General features: G+C 68.7%; 19 protein-coding genes. 16 read left to right on the top strand and 3 right to left on the bottom strand.

What is annotated here, in order from left to right:
- The 6 genes from AC16DP_RS03350 to AC16DP_RS03325 all read left to right on the top strand — a co-directional run.
- Positions 1-1934: two-component system sensor histidine kinase NtrB (locus AC16DP_RS03350; RefSeq protein WP_483956622.1), on the top strand; the 1934-nt coding region annotated here is incomplete at its 5' end.
- Positions 1924-3294 carry a sigma-54-dependent transcriptional regulator gene (locus tag AC16DP_RS03345; protein ID WP_329734185.1) on the top strand — a complete coding sequence of 457 codons (1371 nt, stop codon included), beginning with the start codon at positions 1924-1926 and terminating at the stop codon, positions 3292-3294. The genes AC16DP_RS03350 and AC16DP_RS03345, both read left to right, overlap by 11 nt.
- 54 nt (positions 3295-3348) lie before the next feature.
- Positions 3349-4695, top strand: a complete 1347-nt coding sequence (locus AC16DP_RS03340; protein WP_329734184.1) for a VCBS repeat-containing protein — start codon at positions 3349-3351, stop codon at positions 4693-4695.
- A gap of 88 nt (positions 4696-4783) precedes the next feature.
- On the top strand, positions 4784-5146 hold the full coding sequence (locus AC16DP_RS03335; protein ID WP_329734183.1) for a hypothetical protein: 363 nt from the start codon (positions 4784-4786) through the stop codon (positions 5144-5146).
- 301 nt (positions 5147-5447) lie between these two features.
- Positions 5448-5909: a hypothetical protein gene (locus AC16DP_RS03330; protein WP_329734182.1), complete on the top strand. Its 462-nt coding sequence runs from the start codon at positions 5448-5450 to the stop codon at positions 5907-5909.
- Between the two features lie 26 nt (positions 5910-5935).
- Positions 5936-6748, top strand: a complete 813-nt coding sequence (locus AC16DP_RS03325; RefSeq protein ID WP_329734181.1) for a hypothetical protein — start codon at positions 5936-5938, stop codon at positions 6746-6748.
- A gap of 147 nt (positions 6749-6895) precedes the next feature.
- Here AC16DP_RS03325 and AC16DP_RS03320 read toward each other — a convergent pair whose 3' ends face one another.
- A complete protein-coding gene (locus AC16DP_RS03320; protein ID WP_329734180.1) occupies positions 6896-7252 on the bottom strand; it encodes a DUF1413 domain-containing protein in 357 nt (118 codons plus the stop codon).
- 936 nt (positions 7253-8188) lie between these two features.
- On the opposite strand from AC16DP_RS03320, the gene AC16DP_RS03315 reads away from it, so the two are divergent.
- The 5 genes from AC16DP_RS03315 to AC16DP_RS03295 all read left to right on the top strand — a co-directional run bounded on the left by AC16DP_RS03315 (position 8189) and on the right by AC16DP_RS03295 (position 14098).
- Positions 8189-9037, top strand: a complete 849-nt coding sequence (locus AC16DP_RS03315) for a DUF2381 family protein (RefSeq protein WP_329734187.1) — start codon at positions 8189-8191, stop codon at positions 9035-9037.
- Positions 9034-10962: a serine/threonine protein kinase gene (locus tag AC16DP_RS03310; protein WP_329734179.1), complete on the top strand. Its 1929-nt coding sequence runs from the start codon at positions 9034-9036 to the stop codon at positions 10960-10962. Before AC16DP_RS03315 ends, AC16DP_RS03310 begins: the two co-directional genes overlap by 4 nt.
- 539 nt (positions 10963-11501) lie before the next feature.
- On the top strand, positions 11502-12569 hold the full coding sequence (locus tag AC16DP_RS03305; RefSeq protein ID WP_329734178.1) for a serine/threonine protein kinase: 1068 nt from the start codon (positions 11502-11504) through the stop codon (positions 12567-12569).
- Between the two features lie 348 nt (positions 12570-12917).
- Positions 12918-13310, top strand: a complete 393-nt coding sequence (locus AC16DP_RS03300) for a hypothetical protein (RefSeq protein WP_329734177.1) — start codon at positions 12918-12920, stop codon at positions 13308-13310.
- A 419-nt stretch (positions 13311-13729) separates the two neighbouring features.
- A complete protein-coding gene (locus AC16DP_RS03295; RefSeq protein WP_329734176.1) occupies positions 13730-14098 on the top strand; it encodes a hypothetical protein in 369 nt (122 codons plus the stop codon).
- Positions 14099-14815: 717 nt separating this feature from the next.
- Here the strand turns inward: AC16DP_RS03295 and AC16DP_RS03290 are convergent.
- Complete coding sequence (locus AC16DP_RS03290) at positions 14816-16141, bottom strand: IS701 family transposase (protein ID WP_329734175.1); 1326 nt, start codon at positions 16139-16141, stop codon at positions 14816-14818.
- A gap of 113 nt (positions 16142-16254) precedes the next feature.
- Positions 16255-18003: a glycosyltransferase family protein gene (locus AC16DP_RS03285; RefSeq protein WP_329734174.1), complete on the bottom strand. Its 1749-nt coding sequence runs from the start codon at positions 18001-18003 to the stop codon at positions 16255-16257.
- 110 nt (positions 18004-18113) lie between these two features.
- Here AC16DP_RS03285 and AC16DP_RS03280 point away from each other — a divergent pair, with 110 nt between their 5' ends.
- The 5 genes from AC16DP_RS03280 to AC16DP_RS03260 all read left to right on the top strand — a co-directional run bounded on the left by AC16DP_RS03280 (position 18114) and on the right by AC16DP_RS03260 (position 22442).
- Complete coding sequence (locus AC16DP_RS03280) at positions 18114-19781, top strand: right-handed parallel beta-helix repeat-containing protein (protein WP_329734173.1); 1668 nt, start codon at positions 18114-18116, stop codon at positions 19779-19781.
- A 221-nt stretch (positions 19782-20002) separates the two neighbouring features.
- Positions 20003-20431, top strand: coding sequence for a hypothetical protein (locus tag AC16DP_RS03275; RefSeq protein ID WP_329734172.1), 429 nt, complete (start codon positions 20003-20005; stop codon positions 20429-20431).
- Positions 20418-20948 carry a DUF6232 family protein gene (locus tag AC16DP_RS03270; RefSeq protein WP_329734171.1) on the top strand — a complete coding sequence of 177 codons (531 nt, stop codon included), beginning with the start codon at positions 20418-20420 and terminating at the stop codon, positions 20946-20948. The genes AC16DP_RS03275 and AC16DP_RS03270 overlap by 14 nt, the downstream gene beginning before the upstream one ends.
- 33 nt (positions 20949-20981) lie before the next feature.
- Positions 20982-21713 carry a M90 family metallopeptidase gene (locus tag AC16DP_RS03265; RefSeq protein WP_329734170.1) on the top strand — a complete coding sequence of 244 codons (732 nt, stop codon included), beginning with the start codon at positions 20982-20984 and terminating at the stop codon, positions 21711-21713.
- Between the two features lie 222 nt (positions 21714-21935).
- Positions 21936-22442 (top strand): PTS sugar transporter subunit IIA, encoded by a 507-nt coding sequence (locus tag AC16DP_RS03260; RefSeq protein WP_329734169.1) that lies wholly within the window; start codon positions 21936-21938, stop codon positions 22440-22442.
- Positions 22443-22565 lie beyond the last annotated feature (123 nt).

The following is a 22565-nucleotide window of genomic DNA, read 5'->3' as shown; positions in this document are numbered from 1 at the left end:
ATGACCTCCGCTTCGCCGGTGAGCTCCTCTCCCGCCCCGGCTCCATCGCCGAGCACCGGCGCGAGCTGCTCGCCCTGCTCGAGGTGGTGGGCCAGTACAAGGCCATCGTCGTCCTGGACTCGCAGGGGGACCAGCGCTTCGCCATCATGGACCGGCGCGCCGGCCCCGCCGTCACCCGCGGCGCCGTGGGCACCGTGCTCACCGAGACGGCCCGCGAGGCGCTCGCCCGGCCGCCCGGAGACATCCTCACCTCTCCGCCCGTGGCCGCCGCGCCCGGCGGCTGGTTCCGCGTCTTCGCCACCGCCTATGCCCCCTCCGAGGATGGGCCCGGAGGCTCGGTCGCCGTGCTGGTGGACACCGAGCCCTCCTTCGCGCCCCTGAAGCTCATCGCCACGCAGCCGGAGGCGAAGCTGCTGCTGCTCGGCGCGTACGGCGTGCCCACTCCGGCGAGCGCCCCTTCCCTCATCGACTGGCACAAGCGGCTGGAGGCCGAGGGGCACAGCACTCCCGCCTACGTGGAGCTGGTGGCCCACATGCGCGCGGGCGAGCGCGGCACCGTGCGCATCCCCGACAACGAGGCCGCGCTGCTGGGCCTGGGCTCGGCGGATGTCATCGCCGCCTATACGGACATCCGCATGCGCGGCGGCGCCCACTGGTCCGTGGCCACCTTCTCCTCCACCCGCGAGCTGCGCGCCCACGAGCGCGGCGTCATCCTCCGCGTGGCGCTCGGCGCCATCCTCGTCACCTTCTTCCTCTCCGTCTTCGGCGCCTACGTCATCGTCGCCTCGCGCCGCGCCGTCGCGCTCCAGGAGAGCCGCCGCCACGCGGACCAGCTGGCCCACCTGCACGAGAAGACGCAGAAGATCCTCGACAACATCCCCACCGGCGTCCTCGCGCTCTCCGCGGCCGGCCGCATCACCGCCGTCAACCAGGCCCTGCGCGAGCGGCTGCCCTCCACCGCCGTGGGCGCCACGCTCCCCGAGGCCTTCCCCCATGCGCCCGCCGCCGTGGTGGACCGGCTCGCCTCGCTGGTGGAGGCGGCCTGCTCCGCCGAGCGCGTCCTCAGCCTGCATGGCGAGCCGCTGCCCCTCTTCGGCGAGGAGGGCCAGTACCGCATCCACGCCGTGCCCCTGGCGCGCCCGGACGCCGAGGTGCGCGTGCTGCTCGTGGTGGAGGACCTGAGCAACGTGCACGCGCTCGAGTCCCAGCTGCTGCGCGCGGAGAAGCTGGCCACGGTGGGCATCCTCGCCGCGGGCATCGCGCACGAGATTGGCACCCCGCTGGGCGTGGTGCGCGGCCGGGCCGAGTACGTGCTGGGCAAGCTGGGCGCGCAGCACCCGCAGGCCGCGGGCATGCAGGTCATCATCGACCAGATAGACCGGGTGAGCCGCACCATCCGCCAGCTGCTGGACTTCTCGCGGGTGCAGCCGGCGCCGGTGAAGGGCGTGGCGCTGGAGCCGCTGCTGCGGGGCGCGCAGGAGCTGCTCCACGGCGAGGCCGAGCGGCGCAAGGTGAAGCTGGAGGTGGAGGTGCCCGAGGGGTTGCCCTCGCTGTCGGCGGACCCGGACCAGCTGCAGCAGGTGGTGCTCAACCTGGCGCTCAACGCGTGCGACGCGTGCGAGCCCGGGGGGGCGGTGCGCATCACCGCGCACGCGGAGGCGCCGGGCGAGCCGGGGGCGTGGAGCGGGGTGCGGATGACGGTGCGCGACGACGGGTGCGGCATTCCACCGGAGAGCCTCAACCGCGTCTTCGACCCCTTCTTCACCACGAAGAAGCGCGGCCAGGGCACGGGCCTGGGGCTGACGGTGGTGGCGCAGATCGTCCGCAACCACGGGGGCCGCATCGAACTGGAGAGCGAGCCCGGGCAGGGCACGTGCGTGACGCTGTGGTGGCCGGCCACGCCCCCGCCGAGCGAGGAGCGACATGCCGTCTGAGGGACGAGTGCTGGTGGTGGATGACCACGTGGAGATGGCGCGGCTGCTGGCCGACCACCTCACGGACGCGGGCTATACGGTGGACGTGGCCACCAGCGGGCAGGAGGCGCTCGCGGTGGTGAACGGGCGCGTGCTGGACGCGGTGGTGTGCGACCTGCGCATGGAGACGGTGGACGGCTTCGACGTGCTGGCCGGGGTGCGCAAGGTGGACCCCACGCTGCCGGTGCTCATCATGACGGCCTTCGGCGGGGTGGAGAACGCGGTGGAGGCCATGCGGCGCGGCGCCACGCACTACTTCACCAAGCCCTTCCGCCTGGACGAGGTGCTGCTGTACGTGCAGCGCGCCATCGCCGAGCGGCGGCTGCGCGAGGAGAACCGGGCGTTGCGTCAGGCGGTGGGGGACCGCTCGGCCTACGGGGCGCTGGTGGGCCGCAGCGCGCCCATGCGCTCGCTGTACGAGCTCATCGAGCGCGTGGCGCACTCCCACGCGCCGGTGCTGGTGCGCGGCGAGAGCGGCACCGGCAAGGAGCTGGTGGCCCGCGCGCTGCACTTCGAGGGCCCGCGCAAGGACGGCCCCTTCGTGGCCGTCAACTGCACGGCCATCCCCAACGCGCTGCTGGAGAGCGAGCTGTTCGGCCACGTGAAGGGCAGCTTCACCGGCGCCACCACGCCGCGCCGGGGCCTCTTCCTGGAGGCGGACGGGGGCACGCTCTTCCTGGACGAGATTGGCGACATGGCGCCCGAGCTCCAGGCCAAGCTGCTGCGCGTGCTGGAGGACGGCGAGGTGCGCGCGGTGGGCGCGGACGCCTCGCGCAAGGTGGACGTGCGCGTGGTGGCCGCCACGCACCAGGAGCTGGAGACGCGCGTGCGCGAGGGCCGCTTCCGGCAGGACCTCTTCTACCGCCTCAACGTGGTGCCGCTGCACGTGCCGCCCCTGCGCGAGCGGCGCGAGGACATTCCCCTGCTGGTGGAGCACTTCGTCTCCGTGTCCCGCAGGCGCAACCCCCGCGCGCGCCTGGCCGGCTTCTCCCCCGAGGCCCTCGCCGCGCTCGCCGCCGCGCCGTGGCCCGGCAACGTGCGCGAGCTGGAGAACCTCGTCGAGCGCCTCGCCGTGGTGACGGTGCGGGAGACGGTGGACCTGCCCACGCTCCAGCTCCATGCGCCCGGTGTGACGGTGGACTCCCATCCCCTGTCACGCGCCCAGGGCCGCCTCATCCCACTGCGTCAGCTCGAGGGCGAGTACATCGCCTATGTCGTCGCGCAGTGCGGTGGCAACAAGACGAAGGCAGCGGAAATCCTCGGCATCGACGTCTCCACCATCCACCGCCGCGAGCGCGAGCGGAGCGGAAACAGCGCGTAGCGCGGGCGAGGTGTCTACACTGCGGACCTCTCTTTTTCCGGAGGTTCACGCCTCGTGTCCACGCCACGTCCTTCCTTCTTCGCCTTCTTCGTCTGCGCGCTGAGCGCGGTGCTCGTGTTCTCGCCCGGCTGTGAGCCGGAGCGCCCGCTGCCTGGAGGTGGAGGGGGAGGCCTTCCTCCCGGCGGTGCCGGTGGAAACAACGAGGATGGAGGCACGGATGGCGGCGTGCTGGTGGTGCGCAGCGATGGCGGCACCTTCGCGGCGAAGCCCGCGTGCGCCAGTGGCGCCGCGTGCCCGGGCGCCTGTCCGGATGGCGGCGTCATCTGCGCGGGCAACTGCGGCTTCCTGGCCCCGGTGCCGTACTCCTTCGCGGGAGACCCCAAGGCCGTCGCACTCGGGGATGTGGACAAGGACGGGGACGATGACCTCGTCACGGCGAACAACGACGGCAAGTCGGTGGCCGTGCTGCTCAACCGCCGCAATGGCCTCTTCCAGACGCCCAGCCTGTGGTCGAGCGGCCGGGAGCCCACGGCCCTGGCGCTCGCGGACGTCAACGCGGATGGCTCGTTGGACCTGCTCGTGGCCAACAACAGCGGCGATGCCTCGCTCAGCGTGTACCGGGGCAAGGGCACCGGTGACTTCCAGGCGCCCCTCACCACCGGGAGCCTCGGCCTGGATCTCAACGACCTGGTGGTGGACGAGCTCGGCGGAAACGTGTGGAGCGCCGCCGTGCTGCGCGGGGGTGATTCGAAGCTGTCCGTGCTGCCGCTGAAGAGCGACGGCACGCCGCAGACGCCGGCCGACCAGGACGCGTCCTCGGGGGCCTACGCGCTGGTGGCCGCGGACTTCAACGGGGATGGCAAGAAGGACCTCGCCGTCACCCACGAGTCCGCGTGCGGCACGTCGTCGGCCACCCCGTGCCAGGCCGTGGGCGTGTACCTGGGCAAGGGCGATGGCACCTTCCAGCCCCAGCTCCTCACGTCCACGGGCGGCTCGCCGCGGGGCCTGGTGGCGGCGAAGCTCGATCTCGGCGACGCGATGGACCTGATCGTCGCCGACGCGAGCCGCAACCAGCTGCTCGTGATGTACGGCCAGAACAACGGCCGCTTCTACGAGCCGGTGGCCTACCCCACGGTGAAGGCGCCGTCGCGGGTGGTGCTGGCGGACGTGAACCGGGACTTCCTGCCGGACATCCTGGTGACGAGCGCCACGGGCAACCAGGTGGGCCTCTTGCTGGGCCAGTCGGGAGGCACCTTCACGTCGCACGTGGCGCTCACCGCGTGGCCCCAGGACGTGGGGCTCCAGGGGCTGAGCGCGTCGGACTTCGACGGCGACAACGTCGTGGACATGGCAGTCCTCACCCGCGGCGGCCTCCAGATGTTGTGGGGCATCTGCCGGTAGACACCGGGACGGGGGCCGGCATGTCCGGTGTCGGCCCCTTCGGGTAGCCTCGGGTCCTCTCTCGCAGTCCAGGAAGGTGGAGCCGTCCATGGGCTTTTTCTCGCTGAAGGGGACCGGGGGGGCCTCGCCCCGGGGAGGGCCGGGCCACATCCCCGTGGCGGCGGTGTCGGAGGAGTACGCGTGGCTCCAGGACCACGCGTGTGAGTGTGGCGGCGCGTGGTCCCTGGTCCAGCAGTCCGTGAGCTCCAGCCCGGGCCTCCCCGCGCACCTGAAGCTCGACCGGCTGGAGGTGGCCTGTGACGACTGCGGCAAGGAGTCCGTCTTCCTCTTCCAGGTGGACACCCACTCGCCGCGGTACCTCGAGGAGCAGCAGGCCATGATGCGGGAGCTCTTCGGTGACGACGCCGAGTCGCTCTTCGGCGGCGAGGACGGCTCCCCGTACCGGGACTGAGCGCAGTCTGCCCGAGCACTGCGGCATGCGCGTGCGGCGCGATCTCGGAGAGGGGGACATCGACAACCCCGGTGAGCATCTGGGCACGCCCACCGAGTCCTCGACGCGAGGGAGCGCCGAGGGGCTCCGCGTCGGCTTGTGGTGAGGCTGGGAGGAGTGCTACCGCCTCGGCTTCATGGAACGACCTTCGTGGCAATGGTGGCTCTTCGGTTGGGTGATTCTCCTGGCCTGTGTGGGGGCCCGTGCCCCTTCAGCCGCTTCGTTCGCGTACGAGAGCACGGGGGGCAATGGGCAGGAAGCCGTGGCGCTCGGCCCCCGGTTACGCTTCCCGCGCCTCGCCAAGCCCCCTGCTCCCGGCAAACCGCCTCCGGCACCCAAGGCCGAGCCTCCCCCCGCGGCGAACCCTCCCCCAGCCCAGACTCCGGCCCAGCAGAAGCCCGCTGCCTCGAATCCCACGGCCCGGGGCCTCCTGGACCCGAAGCTGGCGCGCTCGCGCTTCGACGAGGGAATGGCCTCGGCGAAGAAGCTCTTTCCCCACCTCTACGGCAGGGCGAAGCAGAAGCACCATGTCCACCCCAAGTACCTCGATGGTCCCGAGGACGGGCCGACGGTGGACCTGGACCCGGCCTACCACCAACTCATCACCAACGCCTTCCGCGGAGAACATGCATATGGTCGGGCTGAGCCGCTGTCTCGTGATGCGCAGCAGGACATCATGCGGAGGGTCTACTCGCGCCATCCTCTTCCGGGCATTCACTTCTAACCATGCGAGAGATTCTCGAGCTCAGGATGTCCGAGGAGGATGCCCAACGCTATGTGCCTCCAGGTGTGGGGGAGACGCTGCCGCTGGGTCATGTGCGCCGCCTGCTGCTGGAGGTGAACCATCCGCTGGTGGAGCAGCTGCGGGCCATCGAGTGGGAGTACCGCGCTCAGGGCTCCACGCTCTTCAGCATGTGTGTAGTAGATCGCCACTACACACCGCGCGAGCTACGGGCCGCCGAGTACGTCATGGTGGGGTTCTGGCCCTTCTTCCGGCCCACGGGCGCGGAGTGTGGCACCCTCTATGACGACTCCGCCGCCTGTCCTCATTGTGGCTCCGGGTCCAGGCAGGCGAACGAGCTGCACCTGGAGTTGCGCCGTATCCCCAAGCGCCGTGAGCTCGCCATCACCATGGGCGGCGAGTACGTCATCACCTCTCGGCTGGCCGAGGTTCTTCGCCAGCACCGCATCACCGGCTACGAGCTGCGTCCCATCGTGAGCAGGGGAGGCAGGCCGGCCCCGGAGCATCACCAACTCGTGCTCCCGTCGGCCACGGCCGACATCGTCCCTCCTACCCAGGCGGGCCAGAGCTACCTCTACCCCCAACCCGACCCGAGCCGCTGTCCCGACGGCCATGTCCTCGGGCACCAATTGCTCTCCTCCCTCCATGTCTCGCGTGACAGCCTCGGGGAGCTGGACTGGGTGTTCACCCGGCAGAAGTTCGGTATGCGCGGGAATTTCTACCACCCCCTCCCGAGGATGATCGTCACCCAGAGGCTCTACCGCCTGCTGGTGGAGCAGAAGGTCCGCCACCTCCGTGGCGAGGTCGTCCACCTCGTGTGAGGAGCCTTCAGCCAGCTCTCCGCGGCTGCTGCTCCTCATGGCTCAGACTCGACTTTCGCCATTTTGGGCGCCCCAGAGGGAAGAACGTAAATGCCCGCTCTGCTCCGTGGCGAGGCGGGCCCCACCACTCAGGAGCCCTCAGACGGATTAGCGCTTTTCGTACCGACGGTGATTAGCAGACGTCTTACCGAGGAGAAGAATGCCGTGGCTCGCCTCCTCCGCGTACTCATGGAACAGGCGCCCTGCGCGAAGTCTGGCACCCTTGCTGAACCCCTCCCACCGCTCGTCCCCGAAGAGTTCGCGCAGCCTAAACTGAGTTCCTGCTTCCAGCCTTGTGATCTTCCTGCGTGCCTTCTCCACGATTTCGCGCGCCTCAGTATCGTCCGTTAGCACCCCGCACATCTTCAGGAACAGCGCTGAGACGCTCGGCAGCCCCTCACTTCGGCGCATGCGCACGAGTTCGCTGTAGGTCTCGACGTCCACCTCAGTCTTGATGGTCTTCATAACGAAGGTCCTTTTCTTAATGAGGTTCCTATATTAATCGGGTTCGGCTTAGAAGCAAGCGCCGTCCCCCCCGCTTCCGCTGGCTGGCGACGTTGCCTCCGAAGTAGGAGTTTCCGTGTGCAGCCCTCTTCTACGCTCCTCCTGCGTAGGAAACTGGGAGGGCCTGCAACGGCTCTATCGGTTTCCTGAGGGGGGAGCAGGAGTGCGAGCGAGTCTGGTGCACCTGGGAGTGCCCACTGCATGTGCGAGCTTGGTTCCGGCGCGAGGGCCAACCCAAGCCAAGTGGCGCCGTGGAGCACGCGCGTGTCGGACGCTTGGCCGCCCTGCTTGGGCGCCCCCCGGCCCCCGTGGAGCACGCGAGCGCATCGGGCACTCCCGGCCGCCCCGCTCTGGCAGCACGACACGTGGAGCACGCGCCAGGGGCTGCAGCAGGGCTCCCGTGACGTGGCCCTCGTCGGGCACTCCGGGCCGCCCTGCTCGAGCAATCCTTCCCCCTGGCGTTGGCCAGGGCCGCAGCAGCGCTCATCGTGGAGCACGCGCCAGGGCCGCAGCGGTGATCAGCATGGAGCACGCGCGCGTCGGACGCTCGGCCGCTCTGCTTTGGCTGCCCGGCCCGTGGTGCGCGTGCCAGGGTCGCAGCAAGGCTACCCGTGGAGCACGGCGCGCGTCGGACACGGCCGGTGCTCTGCTCGGGCCGACCGGCCCTGTGGAACGCGCTACGGGCCGCAGCAGGACTTCCCGTGGAGCACGCGCGCGTCGGATGCTCGGCCGCTCTACTTGGGCAGTCCGGCCCATGTAGCGCGTCCGCGAGAGAGCCAGGCGAACTAGGCCGCCCCACGGGTGAGCGCAGCCCACGCGCGAAGTACTGCGGGAAACTGCTAGGGTGCCCACCTAGGAGGTCATGCACCTTTGCTCCAATCCTCTACCTTGGCCCTCGTGCTCCTACTCCTCGGGGCCGTGGCACGGGCGCAACCGACACCGAATCGCACCCATCGTCAGCGCTCGATCTCTGTCTCCGGCAACCCCGCTGATCCGCTGCCCGAGGTACGCGGCGCAAAGGGCATTGGGATCGCGTTCCACTTTGACGGGCTGATCCGTGAAGAGTCCATCAAGGTGGACGAGTCCCGCATCCGCGTCGTGGACGTGGGCAAGAAATCTCTGCTTATCGAACCTGTCACAGAGCCACAGGCGGATCAGCCTTCGGAAGTGTCGGTCACGTTCGCGGATGGAGAGCAGGAGCGCGCCGCGTTCAGGATCGTTCCTCACCCCTCCGAGGTGGACACGTGGATTGAAGTGACGCGGCAGACGGAGCAACCCGGCGCAGCTTGTCAGGCGCGGATTGATGAACTGCGCGCTCGTTGTGGCGCTCAGAGCCCCACCGCGTTCCGGCGCTCGGGCCTCCTCCCGGACAGGGGCATCCTGGCGCGGACGTTTGAGCGGTACGCGGATGGCTCGGGCGGCCTCGTGTCAAAGGGGGGTGTGTCCTTCCGGGGGAGTGATTGGGCTCTCGTAGACGTGGAGATCATGAACCCGACCAGGCAGCCGTGGGCGCCGCGCGTGGCGACGTTCAAGAGCAAGGACGGAACCCCCGTAACCGTGCGCCTTGTGACCCCCGCGATGGAGGAGATTCCACCCGGAACGTCTCGGCATGTGCTGGTGGAAACGGACGATCCGCCCGCAGGGGCGGGGGTATTCTTCACCCTCGAAGTGAGCGGGGCGGACGGCCGTTTCCTGCGGGTGGGGAACGTGGAACTCGCGCCGCGCCCGCAGGAGGGCAAGCGGTGATCGCGCTCATGAGAAGCAAGGGGCTCCCAGCGGGCACCATGATTGACGGCTGGAAGGTCGTGCGGGCGCTGGGCAGTGGGGGCTTTGGTGCCGTGCTGCTGGTGGAGAAGGACGGCAAGCCTTTCGCTCTGAAATTCGCCCTTCACCGGGAAGCCAGCTGCGACGATAAGCGGACGCACGCCCGCACGCTGCGTGAATTGGCGATCCTGCTGACGATGGATCATCCCAACGTCATCAAGCCGCACGGCTACGGCAAGTATCCCGACGCGCGGAAGGGAAACGTCTTCGTCGTCCTGGACTATGTAGAGGGCTGGACGCTGGCCCAATGGGTGGAGCGCAAGCATCCCACAGCGAAAGAGATCATCCGCGTGTTTCGGAAGATCGCCGCCGCTCTGGCGTACCTGCACGCGCGGGGCGTGCTTCACCGAGACTTGAAGCTGTCCAACGTGCTGATCCGCAAGAGCGACGGGGAGCCGATCATCATCGACTTTGGGTGCGCGATTCACGCTCACTCGGAGGAGTTGACGGACGTTCCCATTCCCCCAGGCACCCCGCGCTATCAGCCCCCACAGGTGTTCCGCTTCGCTCGGGAGAACAAGAACAAGCCCGGCGCTCGCTACCCGTTCCAGGTGGCAGACGAACTCTTTGCCCTGGGGGTGATGCTCTACGAGGTGCTAACGGAGCCGCGCCCCACGGAGGAGGACGGGAAACCCGTGCTCAACAGTCTGCGGGAGATGCCCGCGTCTCCTCGGGTGAAGAATCCCCGAGTGCCCGAGGCTCTTAGCGATCTGGTGATGGACCTGTTAGAGCGCGAGCCCGAAGACCGGCCAGAGAGCGCCGAAGCCGTGGAGCGCGAGCTAGCGGAACTGGAGGAGCACAAGGGGCAGGAGTACGCCGCGCCTATTCACCCTCCCTCGGAGCAGCGAGCCCCCCCGGAAGACGCGAACCTGCTCCAGCTTCCCAAGACGGAGCGGCGCGGCTTGGCTGCTCGGCTGGCTCTCCACGTGGGCGCGCTCGCCTCGCGCGTGCTCCGCTGGCGCAAGGGGCTGGCCATAGGGGGCGCGGTGGCTGCCGCTGTGCTGGCTGCCGCGCTGGCCTTCTGGCCTTTCCAGGGGGAGGAGCACACGCCCCCAGCCGAGACACGCGCGCCCGTTGTCGCGTCCGCTCCAAGTGCGAGCCCCACCACGCTGCCCGCGCCGCCTGCCGTCCCTGATTCCCGAGCGGGAACGGCCCCGAACGCTTCGACGCCCCCAACGGGGCAAGCGGTGGACTCAGCGTCCGCAGTTCCTGCCGCCGTACAGAAGGAAGGATCAACCGTGACGACCGAGAAGCCTGACGCCTCCAAGCAACCGCCCACCGCACGGGCACAGAAGCCGCAGCGCGGCGCGCACACCGCTGAACTCCTCGCGTGGTGCAAGTCCTTTGCGATTGTGGGCACCGTCGCAGCCGTTGCCGCCGGGTGCCCCGGTGCCCAGGTGCGGCCCGAGCCCTTCGAGTGCCCCGCAGGCGCGTGGGAGTTGATGGACGAGAAATGGAAGTGGGGCGACGACGGGGTCAGCGTGCTCCTTGACGACAGGTACAAGGCAGTTGGGGACTCTTGGTTGCGGTCCGGCCCCGTCGTCGGCGTGACACTTCCCGACCAGACACAACAGACGCGCTCAAAGAAGCCTGTTCCCGTGGGCACGCGGTTTATCGGGCACCTGTGGGTCGTGCCCGAGCCGTCCCGGAGCGGCAAGCCCGGGTATGTTGTCGTGAGGTATGACCGGGTGGAGTTTCCCAACGGGGATAAGGCGCCCGTGTGCTTGCTCGCAGGTGGGGACCGTACCCTTCCCGTGGAAGAATTGAAGGACGGCACCGGGAGAGTGACGGGCATGGAGGGCCGCGCCCGTCCCGTCTACCGCTGGAAGCTCGAGCGGCCCGAGTAGCGCCCCGCGTTCGACACCCGCAGCGGCGCATGGGCGCCGCTGCTTCCCGGCCCCGGTGGAGAGCGCGCCAAGGCCGCACGCGCGCGCCGGACACTTCCGGTGCTCTGCTCGGGCAGTCCGGCCCCGTGGAGCGCGCCAGAGGCCGCAGCGATGATCAGGGTCGCACGGGGCGCGTCGGATACTCCGGGTGCTCTGCTCGGACAGCCCGGCCCGTGGATCTGGAGCGCGCGCGCGTCGGAGGCCCGGCTGCTCTGCTCGGGCCGCCCGGCCCGTGGAGAGAGCGCCACAGCCGCAGCGCTGATCACTCGTGCGCGCGGCTGTCTTCCTTGGCGGCTACCTCCCAGGTAGGCAGGCAAATTTTCCTCTGTCCCGCACGCTCTTTTTCTGACCTTCGACGTCGTTCACTCCATGCCCATTTCCTGGGTAGTTTCCTCTTCCACGCGCGGCGATTGCGCCCCGCGAGTTCAAGGAGAGTCCCGCACATGGAGGCTACGGAGTTTCACATCCCAAAAGGGGCCATCCTCTTTTCTGAGGGAGGGGTGTCCTACGAGTTCCGCAAGCACCTGGGAGAGGCCAATCACGGGCTGAGTCTGTTTCTGGCTCGCAAGCGCACCGCAGATGGTCCCGGGGGCCGCGTTCTCCTCAAGGCCATTGGACTGCCGAGCGGGCGGGCTGGCGCGCGCGCCTTCAAGGCCCGCGCGAAGCTGGAGGAAGAGGTGAAGCTCTCCATGGCCTTGGAGCACCCGGGTATTCTGCGCGTCCTCGGGATGCACAAGGCGGAGGGGGCTTGGTACGTCATCATCGAACACCCCGAAGCCAACCGCTTGGAGGATCTGCTGACTCTGGCGATGGAGGGTGGCGGGTACTTCTCGCCATCTTTCGTGCTCTACGTGGGCGCGAAGGTCGCGGATGCTCTGCACCACGCCCACACCCGCACGGATACGAGCGGGCGCCCGCTGGGTATCGTTCACCGTGCGATCAATCCCGCCACCATCTTCATCGACTGGCGCGGAGGCGTGAAACTGGCGGACTTCGGTCTTGCGCTCTCCAGCTTGCCCGGTCGCGTCGTGTCCACGGTGCGGCGCCCCCAGGGCGACGCCTATTACTCCTCGCCTGAGATGCTCATGGGCTTCACGCCCGATGCCCGCTCGGATCTGTTCTCCCTCGGGCTGGTGATGCTGGAGAGCGCCACCGGAGAAAACCTGCTCTATGCGCCTGACGGTGTACCGGAGAAGGTCAAAGCGGCGCTCTCCCGCAGCAAGCGTGCCCGCGTGGAGCGAGCGATCGGGCGGGCGAAAAAAGCGGGCTGCCCTGACGAGGTGGAGGGCATGATCTGGCGGGCAGCGACCTACACGCCCGAGGAGCTTGACGCGCTGACCAAGGAGCTTCCGCAGTCGTTGAAGGTGCCCCTGTGCAAGCTGCTGGCGCGTTCATGCTCGGAGCGCTTCCAGACGGCCGCAGAAGTGGCGGACGCTCTGCGGGGCTGGCTCGGGTCTTCGTTCGGTGCGCGGGAAGCGGCGGACGAATTGGCGAAGGTTGCAGAGGAGGGAGCGGACAGGCTGGCGGAACTCGACGTGCCACGGCGCAAGACTGCACGGAGCGCGTAAGCTGTCCCGAGGGGTGCCGCGTGTCCGACGCGGGCGCGCTCTCCCGCCGCTTCCATGTGTCGGCGCGCCCTCGGGGCGCGCGTCTCGCCGTCGTTGACCCCGCCCGTTGGAAGGCTGGGGGCCGCATGTGCCCCCAAGTGTGCCCCTCCAGCGGGGAATTGAACGGGACGAGGCGGGACGGAGCGGGGGAACGATCCGGTGGATGTCCCCCAGGCTGTGCGCCGGGCCGGTGGGCAGGCTGTGGAGGCTCCTTGGGGTACTCGCCTGCCCAGGCAGCATCCACCATCTTCCGCTTTGCACGCTGACGATCTCACCCGGTAGGCTGCGTCCGCAACTACGGGGGCATGCATGGGCAATTTTTTCGCCAGCGGCAACGGACAGCAGAACGCCAACCGCCGGAAGGCGCTGGACTACGTGCTCAAGAACATTGAAGGCGTCACCGCCGTAGATGAGCGTACTGTGGAGTTCCCACCGTATGGCCGGTGCCACTTCGCCGCCTACACTGACCCGAAGGGCGCCATGATCAGCACGCCGGGCCGGGGCGATGACGTGTTCGGCTCGGTCGATTGGCACTTCCGCGACGCGATCATGATGTTCCGAGACTTCGGCGACGGGCGCTGCATCATCTACGTGTGCCCGATCAAACCGCTCTTCAGCGTCCGCACCATCGGACACCACGGAGTTCGCTGGGAAGACGTGCTCAATCTGGCCAGGTTCAAGCACGTCTTCAAGCCGCAGTAGCCGGTCCGCGCGTCCGTACTCCTGGGCGATCCGGCCGATGCACATGGCGACTGGACAGTCCGAGGATCAATGCACTGGCACGGTTGGTCGCCTTACTTGTGCCGTGGCGCTGAACGCCGAGGGCTGCGGGGCCGCCATCCTCGCAGACTTCTACCGGGCCAGCAGTCGAGCCTGGACGCGCGGGGGCTCCACCGGGCTCAGCAGGTAAGCCTCGACGCGCGAGGGTTCCACGAGCCCGGCTCCACCTGTCCGACGTGCGCGAGGGCTCCACGGGCACCGTTTCACCTGTCTGACGCGCGGGGCGCTCCATGGGCCCCGCAGGCGAGCCTGGACGCGTGCGCTTCACCGGGTATAGATGGCCGTGAGGATCCGACGAAAAATGACGGTCGAGTCGAGCGAAGGACCGAGGGCTGCGCACAATGGTTGACCAGGACCTGCTGTACAGATTGCTCGTCAGTTGGGCGCAAGGTCTGCCGAGCAGGCAGATCGGGACGTATACGCGGCTCACGCAGGAGTACTACGCGCAAACGAACGTACGGATCGATCCGCACTATGGCTGGTCTGAACCGTTAGGCGAGCTTAACAACCACCTGCACGCGAATCTGCCGGGCTCACCGCCGCTTTCGGCACTCGTCTACAACGAGAGCGAGAACGAACCGGGAGCCGGTTTCTGGGGTAGTGCCCCTAATGTGCCACCGAGGCCCGCGCAGATGCAGCAGGCGCAGGCGCTCTGGGCGGGAATCGTACAGCAGGTCATCAACTTCAACTGGCCAGCGCAGCGGCCCTGAGAGTGTGCAGAGGAGGGGAGGTACGGTTCGGTTCGGAGAGATACAGCAGAGGCTGAGAGCCGCATGTGCCCTCACCTGGACGCACGAGGGCTCCACGGGTCCGGCTCCACCTGCCTGACGCGCGTCCCACGAGCCCAGCAGGTGAGCCAAGAAGTCTCTTCACAGTTGTCGCGGGAGTGCCTGCTCGGGCAAGGTGCAAGACCCGTTTCCAAACGTACCCTGCCTTCGAGGAACGCTCTTGTCCGTCTCGACCTGCCCTGATTGCAAGAGGAAATTTGGTTTGTTCCGCTGGAGGCGCCACTGCTTTCGTTGCAAGAGTGTCCGCTGTAGAAGTTGCTTGTCACCTGTGCCGGACCAGCAGTGGCTATGTGAGCCTGTCCTGGCGGACTCAGAATCAGATGGCGACGGTTACTGCTCGGAATGTCATAGCCGGTTCGTCGCGCCATTTGTGGCGAAGTACGGAGATGCGCTGCGGCGGGCCGACCAGATCCAGACATGGTCCAGCAACTATAAGGGGCGCGTTCCGTACGACCATGAAGGGACGTCGCAGATGCTGGAGTCCGACTGGCACAAGCAGCGCGCGAGTGCCGAACGCCAACTACAGGTGACGGCAGCCTTCAAGGGGTTCGATCTCGTTTTCGACCTCCGCTTTGAGCGGAAACTGGAGACCAACTCTGACTCGACTTTCGCCATTTTGGGGCGGAGAAACCGCTCAACTCATGCGGCTTTCGGCCGAGGCTGTGAAGTAGGGTCATTCAAAGCAGCGAGAAGGAGATGTGGGTTGACCCAATCCGCGGAGGCCAGGGTGCGCTGGGCCAGGCGAAGAATATCAGCGAAGCTGACCGTGTGTTTGGTGCGGTACCAGGGACGCACGGGCAGCCCCATCGCAGCGGTGTCCCACTTCAGTTCCATGGCCCAGATGACCAGCAGCGTGTAGCACGTTCCCACCCAGGGAGCCGTGCGCAGCACCGCCAGAGGAGAGCGCGCTCGCGACGAGGAGAAGCCCATCATCTGCTTGAGGTCGCGGAAGAGCACCTCGATTCCCCACCGGCATGCATAGCTTTCAATCACCTGACGAGCGGTACGGCTCGAGTCGGTGCAGAAGAAGACACGCAAAGGCATGTCTCCACGTAGCACCTGGACGATGACGATTTTGAGCAGTGTCTTTCCAGCGGGACGTGGCCAGCGTGCTACCAGTTCCTTGTAGCGCATCTGCGTCTGCTCGCCATACAGGAGGAGCGTCATGGACAGCCAGGGATTATCCTTGTCCCGGGCGAGCTTCTCGGGTTTGGGCAGGGGGATGTCCTTGGTCAGCCGTCGGCCTGTGACAGGCGAGCGGCACTGGCGAATGCGCGGACGGTGCAGCGAGGCATCCGCGCGCATGGCTCCGACGAAAACGACACCCCGTGGCAGGTGGCGTAGCACTTCCCGGCAAGCGTAGGCGGAGTCAGCCACCAACTCCACGGTCTTGTCGGGGAGCCACTTCGACACCTGCTCCACCAGCAGACGCGCCAGCTGTGTCTTCTTGAAATGTTTGTCTCCCTTCTTCTGGCAATCAGTCTGGCTGCGGTACAGCCGCATGAGGACGGAGAGAGCCCACACCCGCTCGGAGAAAGGCACAGGCACCAGCACGCTGAGCACCACCCAGACATGGCCAAAGGCCAGCACGCGCCTGCGTCGTGTCGAGCGGACCGGGTCGAGGTGCGCACCCAGGCCGAACACCTTGGGCCCCTTGTGAGTGCACAGCGTGTCGTCGAGCGCCAGGCGCACAGGCCCAGGGGTGAGCGCGACCAATCGCAGCAACAGCAGTCGACCTATCTGGTCAATACTCCAGCGGGCCCGTGAGAAGAAGCGGTGAAAGGCCGCGTGGTGTCTCACGCCGGAGACTCCCGCGGACACCAGGGACTCGGTGACGGCGTGCACGCCCCGGGTACCGACCCAGCCAGCAAACAAGGTGAGGAAGCGAAGGAACGAGGGTTGAGTGAAAACGGGCCGCAGGGACAGAAGCAGCGTCAGCAGTGTGTTGAGAGCAGGGGCGGTCATCGTGTACTGGACGGGAGAAGTCTTGGTCGACCTCACAACCAGTCCGGTGGCCGTCTCTTCCCTGCTGCTCCGCTGCTCCCTTGCTCGCTCTCCTCAAAATGGCGAAAGTCGAGTCAGAGCGCGAGGCGCTCGCCCACGGGCGGCGGGGTGAAGGGGCGCAGCGCGCCGTCCTTCCAGCGGATGAACACGAGGGAGGGATCCTCGAGCGGCGTGTCGAAGGTGAAGCCGACCCGCGTGGGTCCCTTGCCGTTGTCCTCCAGCACCGTCACCGTCATGCCCTGGAGCTTCACCTGGTCGCCCTTGCGCAGCGGGTAGCGCGTGCCGCGGAACACGGTCTCGAACTCGCTGGTGAGGAACTCGTTGCGGGTGAGCGCGAGCTCGAGGGTGTCCGGCCCCGAGCGGGTGAGCTCGTGCGGCTCCGGGGAGATGGACATCGTCCACCAGGCGCGAGGCTTCGGCATGCCGCGCGTGGCCATCATCATGGGGATGTACATGGAGATCATCGGCACCGGCGTCGGGAAGACAACGAGCCGCTGCTGGGGGAGCCGCGTGTAGTCCAGCTCGCGCTCCAGCGAGAGGAGGCTCGGCTCCGTCTGGGTGAAGCCCTGCCAGAAGGCGGTGGTCATCAACGGCCAGAGCAGGGGAGCCAGCACCAGGTGCAGGAGCGCGAGCACGGCGGCCACGGCCGCGACGCCCCGGGGACGCCAGCCGCGCGCCCGCGAGCGCCATGCGAACACGAGCACCAGCGCCACGGCCACCGAGCCGCCCAGGCCCGGCAGGAGCAGCAGCCGGTTGGAGGGGAAGGTGGCGGCCACGGGCAGCAGCGAGAGCGCCGCGCCGAGGAAGAGCCAGCGGCAGTGCCGGCGCTCGTCGTCGGAGAGCGAGGGCCACGCGGCGCGCACCAGCAGCGCCACGGTCCCGAGCCCGAGCAGCCCCAGGCCCACCAGCGCGGGGCGGACCTGCTCGCCGGCCACCCAGAGGTCCGCGGGCACCTGCAGCAGCACGCCGCCGAGCAGCACCGGGATTCGCGCCAGCGCTCCGGTGAGGAAACGTCCCGGCTCGCCCACCGGGTCCATGTAGGAGCCGGAACCGGAGGCGCCGTAGCCGTGCAGCTTGTACGTCACCAGGTAGAAGAGCCCGAGCAGCGCCGCCGGAGCGATGGCCCGCAGCCGCTCCTTCAGGCCGGCCTTGTCCCCGAGCAGCTCGTAGGCGAGCACGTACGCGAAGAGGCCCAGGGCGCTCTCTCCACCCATGAGGCCCACGGCGAGCCCGGCCAGCGACAGGGGCAGGGCCCAGGGCCGGCGGGACTCGCGCCACTCCAGGTGCATCCACAGGCCGAACAGCGCGGGCACGGCGGCCACCAGCGCGTTGCGGTTGGCGATCCACCCCGCCACCATGAAGTGCGCGCCGTTGATGGCGAAGAGGAACAGCGCGAGCGCTCCGAGGGCCCCGGGCAGCAGGCGCCGCAGCAGGGTGCCGTAGAGCGCCACCACCCCCAGGTACCAGGCCAGCGAGTGCAGGTGATAGCCCACGGCGTTGCGGCCGAAGAGCGTGTGGTCCAGCACCGAGAGCGCGCTCGACAGGGGCCGCCAGAAGGTCAGCTTCAGCTCGGGCAGCGTCCACCAGGGGTAGGGGCCCGCGTCCATCATCGGCCGGGTGCTGGCGGGGTCACCGTTCGCGAAGCGGAACAGATCCCAGCGCGTCGCCGGAGAGGGAAAGCCCTCGAGGATGAGCAGGTGGATGAAGTCGTCGCTCATGAAGCCGAGCCACACCGTGGGCAGGGTGAGCACGAGCGCTGCGAGCAGCGAGAGCCAGAGGATGCGTGGGAAGGCGAGCCACCGCCCCCGGGAGGGAGTGTCCATGGGCCCTCATCTAGCATCGACTCCATCGGGCGTTCAGCGCTGGTCACTCATTCTCGCTGAGCCGGGGCGGAGAATTCGAGCGGCGAGGGTTCCCCGCTATCGTGCGGCCCATGAGCCGAGTGGATGTGAGACACCTGTCACTGCTCGTCGTGGGACTGGCGCTGGGAACGGCGGGTTGCGACGAGCATGGCGCTCCGCCCGTGACCTATGACCCGCCCGCGGTGGCTCCCTCCATCGAGGAGTTCTCCGCGTCTTCCGCCTCCGTGGGCCCCGGAGAGGTGTTGAGCCTGGGTGTCACCGCCACGGTGCCACGCGGGACGTTGACCTATGTGTGGACCACGAGCGCGGGCACCGTGGGCACCCGGACGAGTGCCTCGAGTGGCAACGAGGCGCTCTGGACGTCCCCGTCCTGTCTGCCCGCCGATGTGACGCCCTCGGTGACGGTGACGGTCACGAGTGACGCCGGACTGAGCGCCTCCCACACCTTCCCCGTCATCTGGACGGGCCCCGCCTGCACGCGGGCGCCGTGTGCCTTCTCGCTCGAGGAGGGGCGCCTCGCGCTGACGGCCGGCTGCACCACGGACTCCACGCTGTTCGTCCCGGACGGCTACGGCTTCGATGGCGCGGGCCACACCGTCACGGCCGTGGATCCTCCGGGAGGCGCCTTCACCGGGGCCGTCATCCGCAATCGGGGAGCCACGGCGCGCGTGCGTGGGGTGACCGTCACCGCGAGCGGGTTGAAGGACGATTGCCAGACGGGGGCCGCGAGGCTCCGGGGCATCCTGCTCGAGGGGGCCTCGGGAGAAGTGGTGGACAGTGAGGTGAGTGGCATCACCAAGGGCCTCACGACGAGCGGCTGCCAGGAGGGCTTCGGCATCGAGGTGCGCAATGACGACGCGAGCCGCGGGCCGTTCCGGGTGGACGTGCTGCGCAACCGCGTCTCGGCCTTCCAGAAGGTGGGCATCCTGGCCACGGGCGCCGTGGAGGTGACGCTCGCGGACAACGCGGTGGAGGGTGGGGGACCCGTGAGCCACATCGCGCGCAACGGCATTCACGTGAGCAACGGGGCCAGGGCTCAGGTGACGGGCAACCGGGTCTCCGGGAATGCCTATACCCGGGCCGATACCGTCGGCTCGGGCATCCTGGTCAGCCGGGGCACGGGCGCGCCCCTGGTGACGGGGCTCGTCATCGAGGGCAATACCTTCACCGACAACGACATCGGCATCTACCTCTCCCAGGACGCGGGAGATCCACCGGATGCGTCGGCGCGCGCGCGGATCGCCCAGAACGTGTTCCAGCACGGCTCGGTGTCCAATCCCTATCAGGCCGCCATCGCGGACTACTACGGGACGGGGAGCCTCATCACCTCCAATGACATCTCCGGGGCGGGGTACGATCCGGCCACGGTGCCCGGTGGCACCTTCGCCGTCGACGTGTACACCCCGCATCCGGCGTCGAAGCTCGTGTTCCTCACGTCCGCGTACGAGGTCGCTTCCGGCGCCTGCTCCGGCAGGGTCACCGTGCAGAGCCAGGACAAGGGCGGCAACCTGGTGCCCTCGGCGGGGCCGTTCTCCCTGACGGCCTCGGGTCCGGCGGCGCCCGGCGTCACCTTCCACGCGGAGCCGGACTGCTCCGGCACTTCCATCACCACTGTGGACCTCTCGAAGGGGCAGGCGGAGGCGGCCTTCTATTTCAAGTCCTCGCAGCCTGGCGCGGTGACGGTGGAGGTGTCCGGCGGGAGCCTGACCACGGCCACGCAGGTGCAGGCCATCCAGTGAGGCAGCCTCCGGCGGCGATCGTCACCCACTGGTCCAACAGTCGGACCAGTTGCCGCGGACCGGGCCCGGAGGGCGCTCGCCGGTTTCCGGCCTCGGTGGGAGGCATGGCAATCCGCCAGGGGGCTCTTGCACGGTGCCATGTTGCGCCGCGGTGCGTTGGGCTCTTCCCGAGGGAGGCTCTACAGGCATGTGACTTGCTGGGGAGAGGGGGAGGAGCCGCCATGCGTCACCCCTTGCCATGCTGCGTCATCCTCGCGCCGGAGGCGGACGAGTCGCTGCGCTCGCTGTTGAGCGACGTGCTGGGTGACATGGGCATCGCCCTGCGCCCCGGTGGCGGAGGGGAGCGGCCGGACGTGGTGCTCGCGCTGGTGCAGCGCGAGGACAGCATGTCGCGGGTGCTCGGGGTGGCCGGGAATGAGGCGGGCACGGCGCCTGTCTTCGCGCTGCTGCCCTTCGAGGACGAGCGGTTGCGGCACCTGGCGGTGAGCCTGGGCGCGCGGGGCTGTTACGCACTGGGCACTCCGCTGGAGTCCCTGAAGGAACTGTTGCGCGACGTGGTGGGGGGGCTGCCCCGTCCGCGCGGTCCGGAGCGCCTGGCGGCCGCTTCGGGGATGAGTGGTGAACGCGGGAGGCACGATGATGGAGCGTGAGTCCTGGCTGGGGTCGCGGCGGCACCCGAGGTCCGTGCTGAGGTTGGTTCCCTCGCTTCCACCGGAGCCCCTCACCCCCTCGGGTGAGCGGGTGCTGGTGGCGGCCGAGGGCTTCCGGCTCACCAGCGAGCGCCTGGAGGCCGCGGGCGGCTCGTGGCGGGTGGAGGAACTGCGGGGCTTCCGCACGCGGCACGAGGCCCCGGGCCTCAAGCTGCCGCTGGTGGTGGGCGCGGCGGCGGCGCTGGTGGTGCCCTCGCTGATGCTGCAGCCGGGCTCGTTCCGGGTGACGGCCGCGCTGGTGGTGGCCATGGTGCTCGTCTTCACCTCCATCGTCCGGCTGGTGGTGGCGGCGGACACCTACTGGCTCACCGTGCGCACCGCCGACGGCGAGCGTCAGGTGCTGCGCTGCCAGGATCATCAGCAGTTCGCCCGGCTGGTGGAGGCCCTCGGCGAGGTGCTCGAGCACCCCGAGCCCCGGCCGCCTCCCTCCGTGCGCCGGCTCGTGCTGGTGCGCTGAGCGCGCTCCCCCTCCCCCTGACCATCCCGTCTCATGCCCGGCCTCTTCCGTGCCCTCCAGCGCCGCCGGCTGCGGCGCCGCCCGTTTCCCTCCGAGTGGCTCGGCTACCTGGAGCGGCGCGTCCCCTTCTTCCGCGAGCTGCCCACCGGGTTGCGCCCGCGCTTCCTGGAGCTGCTCAAGCTCTTCGCCTGGGAGAAGGAGTTCATCGGGGCCGGTGGCTTCTCCGTCACCGACGAGGTGCGCGTGGTGGTGTCGGCCACGGCGGTGCGCCTGGTGGTGCACCTGGACTTCGCCTATTACGACCGGCTGCGCGAGGTCATCGTCTACCCGGACGCCTTCCGGATTCCGGACCGCACCGGGGTGGTGCTCGGCGAGGCGAAGAACTGGGGCACCGTCATTCTCTCGTGGCAGTCGGTGCTGGCGGGGCTGGCGGACCCGAATGACGGGCACTCCACGGCCACGCACGAGTTCGCCCACGTGCTGGACCGGGAGGACGGCGCCTTCGACGGCACGCCCCACTTGCGCCAGTACTCGCACTACCGGGCGTGGGCCTCGGTGATGGGCGAGCACTTCCTCAAGCTGCGCCAGGGCCAGCCCGCCGAGCGTCAGGTGCTCGACGAGTATGGAGGCCTCAACGAGGCCGAGTTCTTCGCCGTGGCCACCGAGTCCTTCTTCGAGAAGCCCCGGCAGATGCGCGAGAAGACGCCGGACCTCTACGCGGAGCTCCAGCGCTTCTACGGGTGGGATCCAGCACCTGAATCGTAGGGGCTCCAACGGGCGGACGGGACGCTCGGGCCGCTGCTCGCCGCGGGGCCGCGGGTACGGCAGCGGACAGCGGAAGCGAGGAGGGACGTCCACGAGGAACGGTGGGGGTTGCCGATGCGTCCTTCCATTCCGAGCATGTTCGGAAGAGCGACCGGGGGCCGTAGCGCGGCGGGAGCCCGAGCCGGGCGAGCCGCACCGGGGCGCGCTCCAGGGAGGTGAGGGATGCGTTTCACCGATTACCTGTCGGAGGACTGCATCTGTCCGGACCTGACGGCCCGGGACAGGGGGGGCGTGTTGCACGAGCTGGCCGGCATGCTGGCGGCGAGGACGCATGCGCCCCAGCGGCAACTGGAGGAGCAGCTGGTGGCGCGGGAGCGCATCTCCAGCACGGCCATTGGCGAGGGGGTGGCCATTCCCCACTGCCGCTCCGAGCGGCTGCGGAAGATGACGGCGTGTGTCGGGGTGGACCGCGAGGGGGTGGACTTCGGGGCCCGGGATGGCAGGCCAGTGAGGCTCTTCGTGATGCTCGCATCGCCGGCGCACGCACCGGGCACGCACCTGAGCGTGCTGGCGCGCATCGCGGCGCTGATGCGGGATGCCCGGTTGCGGCAGGCACTGGTGGAGGCGCGCACCGCTCCCGCCATCCGCGAGCTCCTGATGCGGGCCGAGGATGCCTACCTGGCCGGCCAGGCTCGCGCCGACGCCAGCCCGCACGCCAGCGCCCTCTAGTGGACTGTCCGACAAGTTTTTCAACATAGTCAGGACAGGTGCCGGTCCACCCACGAGTGCATCTTGGCGCGAGTCCAGGACCAGGTGAAGGGGTGGGCGTAGAGGCGGTTGTACTCGGGCCAG

It is taken from the genome of Archangium sp. (genome assembly GCF_057119385.1).
The sequence above is the reverse complement of the archived record's forward strand: the minus strand, read 5'-3'. Positions and strand labels throughout refer to the sequence as shown.